This window comes from Shewanella sp. 11B5 (assembly GCF_002836795.1).
Classification (GTDB): Bacteria; Pseudomonadota; Gammaproteobacteria; order Enterobacterales; family Shewanellaceae; genus Shewanella; species Shewanella frigidimarina.
The window spans coordinates 1-7,709 of record NZ_PJAP01000383.1; the positions used below are offsets into that span (position 1 = coordinate 1).

Annotated in this window: 8 protein-coding genes; 6 read left to right on the top strand and 2 right to left on the bottom strand. The window is 42.1% G+C overall.

All coding sequences use genetic code 11. From position 1 onward, the window contains the following. The 5 genes from CXF78_RS08775 to CXF78_RS08795 all read left to right on the top strand — a co-directional run. On the top strand, window positions 1-1,424 hold a 1,424-nt coding region (locus CXF78_RS08775; RefSeq protein ID WP_180957092.1), incomplete at its 5' end, for a heparinase II/III domain-containing protein. A gap of 31 nt (window positions 1,425-1,455) precedes the next feature. Continuing rightward, on the top strand, window positions 1,456-1,803 hold the full coding sequence (locus CXF78_RS08780) for a cupin domain-containing protein (RefSeq protein ID WP_011638548.1): 348 nt from the start codon (window positions 1,456-1,458) through the stop codon (window positions 1,801-1,803). Then, the gene (locus CXF78_RS08785; RefSeq protein ID WP_011638549.1) at window positions 1,800-3,086 is read left to right on the top strand and encodes an MFS transporter; all 1,287 of its coding nucleotides are present in this window, start codon (window positions 1,800-1,802) and stop codon (window positions 3,084-3,086) included. Before CXF78_RS08780 ends, CXF78_RS08785 begins: the two co-directional genes overlap by 4 nt. 2 nt (window positions 3,087-3,088) lie before the next feature. Beyond that, on the top strand, window positions 3,089-4,030 hold the full coding sequence (locus CXF78_RS08790) for a sugar kinase (protein ID WP_102036541.1): 942 nt from the start codon (window positions 3,089-3,091) through the stop codon (window positions 4,028-4,030). Window positions 4,031-4,217: 187 nt separating this feature from the next. Further along, window positions 4,218-4,991 carry a class I SAM-dependent methyltransferase gene (locus CXF78_RS08795; protein ID WP_102036542.1) on the top strand — a complete coding sequence of 258 codons (774 nt, stop codon included), beginning with the start codon at window positions 4,218-4,220 and terminating at the stop codon, window positions 4,989-4,991. A gap of 30 nt (window positions 4,992-5,021) precedes the next feature. On the opposite strand, the gene CXF78_RS08800 is transcribed toward CXF78_RS08795, so the two are convergent. Next, complete coding sequence (locus CXF78_RS08800) at window positions 5,022-5,900, bottom strand: sterol desaturase family protein (RefSeq protein WP_011638552.1); 879 nt, start codon at window positions 5,898-5,900, stop codon at window positions 5,022-5,024. Window positions 5,901-6,135: 235 nt separating this feature from the next. Beyond that, window positions 6,136-7,203: a DUF2804 domain-containing protein gene (locus tag CXF78_RS08805; protein ID WP_011638553.1), complete on the bottom strand. Its 1,068-nt coding sequence runs from the start codon at window positions 7,201-7,203 to the stop codon at window positions 6,136-6,138. Window positions 7,204-7,297: 94 nt separating this feature from the next. On the opposite strand from CXF78_RS08805, the gene CXF78_RS08810 reads away from it, so the two are divergent. Continuing rightward, on the top strand, window positions 7,298-7,709 hold a 412-nt coding region (locus tag CXF78_RS08810; protein ID WP_257984870.1), incomplete at its 3' end, for a YajG family lipoprotein.

The following is a 7,709-nucleotide window of genomic DNA, read 5'->3' on the forward strand; positions in this document are numbered from 1 at the left end:
AAAATGAACCGCAGCGTAAGATTTTTCAATACCGTGACGGTATATTACTTAAAGCTATTACGAGTACGGTTGAACTCAGTTATAACAAACTGTTTTTCCCGCTTAACGATGCGATTAAAAGCAAAGGCATCGACACTATTGAACTCGTCAACGGCGTCGCCATTGCTTATGGTCTCAACGGCGATCCACGTTTATTAGATATTGCTCAGCAACAACACAATATTTTATTAACGGGTGATGGGCTCAAAGTTGCACAAGGGTTAGACAATAAACTACAACAGCCCTTTCCATTCGTTTCCACATTATTCCGCGATGGCCAACAAGGTGATGACGGTGCATTAGTGGTTATGCGTCAAGGCAAAGCAACCGACCAAGCCATTGTATTTAAAGCGACTGCGCAAGGTTTAGGTCATGGCCATTTTGATAAGTTAACGTGGCAGTTTTACGATGCTGGTAATGAAATCGTATCCGATTATGGCGCTGCACGTTTTCTAAATGTAGAAGCAAAATTTGGTGGCCGTTATTTACCTGAAAATGAATCGTGGGCTAAACAAACCATTGCCCATAACACTTTAATTGTTGACGAGAAAAGTCATTTTAATGGCAAGCTTAAAGCGGCTAACAAAAATAACCCTACATTACACTTCTACTCAGCAAAGCAAGACCTCACCATCGCGTCGGCTTCTATCGACACCGCTTATGATGATGTCGCGTTTAAGCGCACTCTCGCCTTAGTCAACATCAAACAACGTGATGCGGTAATTGGTATCGATATAATGCGTGTTACGGCTAACAAGCCACATCAATACGACTTACCAGTGCATTATCAAGGGCAATTAATCGATACCAACTTTGACAGACAGGCGTCACTGACTCAATTGTCTGCTTTGGGTACCGAAAATGGTTATCAACATCTATGGTTGTTAGCAACTGCTAACCTAGCCAAAGACAAAGCCGCTAATAAACTGGCTAAAGTCACTTGGTTAAATGATAACGGCCATTTTTATACCCTTAGCACGTTAGTTAATACTAACTTTAACAACGCCACTGACGAGCAAATGTTATTCACCCAATTGGGTGCCAACGATCCGGATATGAACTTACGCCAACAGCAGTCGTTCATTCACCGAGTGAATGCCACTAATTATACTTATGTCAGCGTGATGGAGCCACACGGCGAGTACAACCCATCAAAAGAATACACTCTAGAAGCCACCAGCAATATTGCAGGGCTGATTCATCATCAACAAGCTGAACTAGAAGCGGTGCAAATACGCTTTACCGATGGACAACAATATCTATTAGCAATCAACCACGCTGATAACGCTGTGACTCAAGAAACACAAAGTGTCATTAGCGTCAACGGGGTGCAATACCCGTTTAGCGGACGCGCCGAATTATTAGACATTAAAGAATCCAAGTAACAAAAAATTAAAATAAAAAGGAATAAACACCATGCAGCAAAGTGAGCATTTTTCATTTGGGGAACAAACCGAAATCGAGGATATTGGCGGAGGGTTAAAGCGCCAAATGCTTGGATTTAATCATGAACTCATGGCAGTAAAGATTTGGTTTGATAAGGGAGCAGAAGGCTATGTCCATGCTCACCGCCATTCACAAGTATCGTATGTGGTTGAGGGCGAGTTTCATGTCAATGTCGATGGCGTGATTAAGGTGTTAACGGCTGGAGACAGCTTCTTTGTGCCACCTCATGTAGACCATGGTGCAGTTTGCCCAACTGGTGGCATTTTAATTGATACCTTTAGCCCGGCTAGAGAAGACTTTGTTGAGGGTTTATCATGAAAAAAGTCCCCCTTAAATTGAAGCACCTACGTTGGCTTGTTGTCAGCTTAGTGGCACTCGCTACCGTCATTAACTACATCGACCGATCTGCCCTTGCCATTATGTGGCCTGGCATTGCAGAAGATTTAGGTTTAGATAAAAGTGATTATGCCAACATTATTACCGTGTTCATGATCTCATACGCAATTGGTCAGTCTCTATTTGGTAAGATATTTGATGCTATTGGCACGCGCTTAGGTTTTTTATTATCCATTGTAGTGTGGTCGGTCTCAATCGCCCTGCATGCTGTTGCAGCAAGCGTTACCTCATTTGCTATTTTTAGAGCTATGCTTGGGCTAGGTGAAGCGGGTAACTGGCCTGGTGCAACCAAAGCGAATGCTGAATGGTTTCCGATTAAAGAACGCGCCCTAGCACAAGGTATCTTCAATGCTGGTGCGTCTTTAGGCTCGATTATCGCCCCACCATTGATTGCTTTTTTGTATGCCTTTTTAGGATGGCAGGCAACCTTTATCGTCATTGGTAGTTTGGGTATTCTTTGGATTTTACCTTGGTTGATTGTTTATAAATCATCACCAGACTCACACCCGTGGATCACTGAAGAAGAACGCCAACATATCTTAACCGGACAGCAATGCACTTCAGAAAAACAACAGGACAAAGAATACGTGCCCACTATGGGACAGTTATTACGCCACCGTCAAACTTGGGGAGTGATAGCAGCACGTTTCTTTATCGACCCAATCTGGTGGTTATTTGTTGCTTGGCTACCATTGTATTTAAACGAAAAATTTGGCTTTGATGTTAAACAAATTGGCGCGTTTGCTTGGTTACCTTATGTAGGTGCTGCCATTGGTGCACTATTTGGTGGTTGGTTTAGCGGCCACTTGATGAGCAGAGGCTGGTCGGTGAATAAAGCCCGTCGTAGTGCAATTGTCTTAGGTTGTATGGTTATGCTGCCAGCACTGTTACTGACATCTCTTGCTGCAACGCCTTGGATGGCAATGGGCCTTATAGCGCTTATCTTATTTGGTTTCCAAACGGCTATTGGCAACGTTCAAACGTTACCAAGTGATTACTTTTCCGGTAAAACAGTCGGTACCTTAGCTGGTATTAGTGGCACATCGGCAGTACTAAGTGTGATTATCACCATCCAATTAGTGCCAATGATGACCAAAGGCGGTGACTATACGCCATTCTTTATTTTAGGTGCTGCGTTAGTTCCACTAGCATTAATTTCGTTGTGGTTAGGCGGAAAAATTGAACCGGTAAAAAGGAAGGCATAACCGTGAAGAGTCTGTATTTATTTGGTGAGTGTATGGTCGAATTGCAACGTGTAACGGCCAGCAGCTTGCAGCAATCTTTTGCTGGTGATGTGTATAACACTGGGGTTTATCTTAAGCGCACCTTTAGTGATATTAACACCCACCTAGTCACAGCCATTGGCAAAGATAGTTTTAGCCAGGCCATGTTGCAACGCTTTGAAGATGAAAAAATTAATACTGATATGGTCTTTCAAAGCACCGACAAAATTGCCGGTCTGTATGCAATACAAACTGACAGTAAAGGCGAGCGCAGCTTTACATACTGGCGCAACGATTCAGCCGCCAAGCAAATCATGCAATTTATTGACGATGCAGCCATCAGTAAAATATCTCAGGCAGATATGGTGTTTTTTTCGGGCATTTCTTTAGCAGTAATTAATGAAGAAGATCGAGACGCATTTTGGTTACTGATTAAACAATGCAAGCAAGCAGGTGTCAGTATTGTATTTGACCCTAACTACCGCGCAAGAATGTGGCACAGTCCAGACCAGGCAAAGGCACAGTTTGATATTGCGTTTAGTATGGCCGATGTCGTACTGCCAGGTGTTGATGACTTTAATCAACTTTACGGTATTAGCTCCGTTGAAGACATTATTGCGTTCTGCCAGCCTTACGACATTAACGAGCTGGTGATAAAAAATGGTGAAAACGGCATTAATTATCTGATTAATGGCCAGCAACAGCATTTCTCAATCACACCAGTAACGAATGTTGTCGACACCACATCAGCGGGTGACTCATTTAACGGGGTGTATTTAGGCGCACGCTTAACTGGCGCAGATATCAGCACAGCGATAAAGTTAGCCTCCCAAGCAGCAGGATTTGTGATCCAACATAAAGGCGCCATTGCACCTAAAATTGAGTTTCATCAATTTATTGAACGTCAAAAATTAATCATGCAATAACAGCTAAAGAGTCATCTTTTGTCGCTTGTAAAAAGGCTTGATAACACTGAGTTATCAAGCCTTTTTACTTGTTAAGCAAAAGTAACACATCGCCTATTGATCCATTCGTGTTTTAGCTTCAAACCAAGTAACATTACTGAATCATTTCGATAATTTACCCTATTAAAGCAATAAGAAGACATTGAACATGGACTATTTAGCCATCAATAAACACGCATGGAACGAGCGAACCCAAATCCACCTCGACTCAACATTTTATGACTTAGAGGCATTTATCCAAGGTAAGTCATCATTAAACCCCATTGAACTTGAACAAGTCGGCGATGTGCACCACAAAAGCCTGTTGCACCTACAATGCCACTTTGGACAAGACAGCTTATCGTGGGCAAGGCTTGGCGCCAATGTCACTGGCGTAGATTTATCAAGCGAATCGATTGCAACTGCAAAAAAGCTGGCTGCTCAATTACACTTACCAGCAACATTCATCAACAATGACATCTATCAATTTGGTGATCACAATACAGAGCAATATGACATCGTATTCACCTCTTATGGGGTGTTAGCTTGGTTACCCGATTTAACTCGCTGGGCGCAAACCATTGCAGGAGCATTACGTCCAGGCGGTGAATTTCATTTGGTTGAGTTCCACCCTTTTAATGATGTGCTGTGTGGTTATGGTTACTTTCCACAGACACAACCGGATATCGAAGATGAAGTCACCTACACCGAAAACCACAACGACCAAATTGAAACGGTAGTCACTTGGCCGCACCCGATAAGTGAAGTCATTAGCGCACTTATTAGTGCAGGACTCAGTATCGAAGCGTTTAACGAACACCCTTACAGTCCCTACAACTGCCTTGAAGGTTTGGAGTTTGTGGTAGGCAAAGGTTACCAGCTAAAACATCAAGACCACCTTATCCCACTTATTTACTCTATTAAAGCAAGTAAAGTGGGATAAGTACTAGCCTGAAGCTTGTTTACAGCGGGCTCAAATATCGGTTTTAGTGGATGACTGTTGATGTGTTGAAGGCGGTGCAAATAATATCCGTAAACGTTGTTTTAGAGATAATTGCGCTTGGGTAACATCACCCCACATGTCGCGCCATTCACTAAACGTTACCACTAACGGGTTAAAACTGTTTACCGGCTTAGTGATGCCGTATTGCACAGTTTCAACCTCAGGCTCAAAAGTACCAAACATTTTGTCCCAAATTATCAGCACTCCCGCATAATTTTTGTCGATATATTGTGGGTTACGTCCATGATGCACGCGGTGATGGGACGGCGTATTAAAAATCAATTCTAGCGGCCCTAACGACTTAATCGCTTGGGTATGAACAAAAAACTGCAATCCCAGATTAAGCAATACTGCAAACACCACCCAATTAGGATCAAAGCCAATCACCACTAAAGGCAACCAAAACAGCCACATTCCTGCCAATGGGTACATTAAGCTTTGTCTAAATGCGGTGCTGAAATTCATGTTTTCTGAACTGTGATGCACCACATGCGCAGCCCACATCCAGCGAATACGATGGCTAGCACGATGGAACCAGTAATAACAAAAGTCTTGAGCAATGAGCAATAAACCAAAAGTGAATAATGTCATTTCAATATCAAATAAGCGCCAACCGAAAAAGTGTAAATATATCTTCGCAATAAACAAGCCAGCGATGATGTCCGCCACTTGGTGCATACCAGCCAATACAAAATTACACAATACTTCGGCAGGACGATATTGAGCATTACTCGGTAATCGCTGGGCGCGAACACCAAACCACCATTCCAGTAAAATGCAGCCGAAAAAAATCGGGGCTAACACCAGTAATAACCACTCTGGGTGAGCTATCAGTAAATCCATGTCCATATGTTATCCATTTCTATTTATTATTATTGAGTCAATGTTTGTACTAGTGGTTCACTATTTCTGGTTCCTAATCAAAGTGCTCTTTTGGCGAAACCCATTTGAGTAAACCGCTTTTAATAGGTCATTCTAATAATCTGTCGTTAATAATCAGTTGTTAATAGTCCGTTTTTAGTAATTCGTTTTTAATAGACCATAGGCTGAAAATTACTCACCTATAAGGCACGGTTGGTATTCATCACCATTTGGCCAAATGATCTTCAGTTAAGCCTAACTGATTGGTTAATTTATATTGATTACCATTGTTGTCGCAAATCACACCGCTAAAATAGCCAATATATTGTCTAAAATTATTTTTTAACCAAATTAAATTAAGCTTTTCGCTACGTTGATTCAATGGTCTAAAATGCAAATCAACATTGCCATCATTAGTGGTGATATGCCACACATCTTGTTGTGAGTGTCGATTAAAATCAAACTGTGCACCACCGAGTAGATGACGCTCGCCATTTATCCACATCACATTTTCTGTTTGACCGGTTTCATTAACGCCTGCAGCTAAATTCAGCCCAATAACTCCATCGTCAGTTTGGGCATTAATTGAAGCCCAACGCCAACTGGTTTCTCGGCGCATAAATCCGGCAGAAAAGTCATAACCCGCCAACGCATATTGTAAAGGTTGCGGTTCATGATGAATGGTTAATTGCCCTGTTACGGCTAAGCCATTGTGCTTTTGTGTATAGGTCCAACCGTTATAACCCGTTGGGGTACACAAACTGATGGGTAAACTCAGTGGCGTCGGTTGAATACGTAAATTGGCTTGTATTTCTGCAAGATTAATCTCAACTTGCCATTGTCCGTCGACAATATCGATAACAATACCTTTGTGTTTACGGCCAATTTCGGCGCGCCCATGCTTAGGAGAGTCACTTAGCTGGCAGCCAAATCCGAATGGTGTTAGCCATTGCGTTTGGGTCAACTTGTTGGTTTTAATGTCATAAAGGTAGCAAAAACCATTGGCGACATAACGAATATCGGCAATCGCTAGGGCGATAATATAATGAGGAGTGATAATGCTAACGAATTGGAACTGCTTAAAATCAAAATGCTTAGCCATTGCCGACGCAGGTTTGTCCATTACCGTCGAATAAGCAAACTGATTAACATTGAGTGAATCAACAATCCCATCAAAAATACCAAATACTGGCTGGCCATTGGCATTAATCAATTTGTCAGGAGCCAATTGCGGCTGTTTATGTTGCATTACATTACCTACATCATGTTGTTTATCAAACTTAAGTTGCATAACACTAACCTGAATTGATCAGCCATTAATGTCAACAACCAAGTAATATTGTTGCCATTAACCGGAGTTGAAATGGCGTTAAAAACAGATATTGATGAGTGACAACACCTGCACACAGAGTGATGCATATCACTCTCGTTATCTTTATAGCAACATAACCTTAGCGATACTGGAAACCCAGACAAATTCTGGTATCATTTATCTACCTTTTGCTGGTTATTGTTGTCTCATGAAGTTATTGATCCCTATTTTACTGTCTACATTATTGTTATCGGCTTGCGCAAGTTATGAGCCGACTCATGTTGGTCTTAATCCCACACTGGGCCCGATTCAGTTACAAACTGAAGTCGATTTCCCTGTACTGGTCGACACCATCGATACTCGCGAAGCAAGCTTTGTGGTGCGTTTTAATGAAGAAGGCAAATCACCAAGATTAGTCAGCGCCAGTGAGCCTATCCGCCAACAGTTAGATACACTGTTCCGTAATGGTATGAACAAAGCGGGTT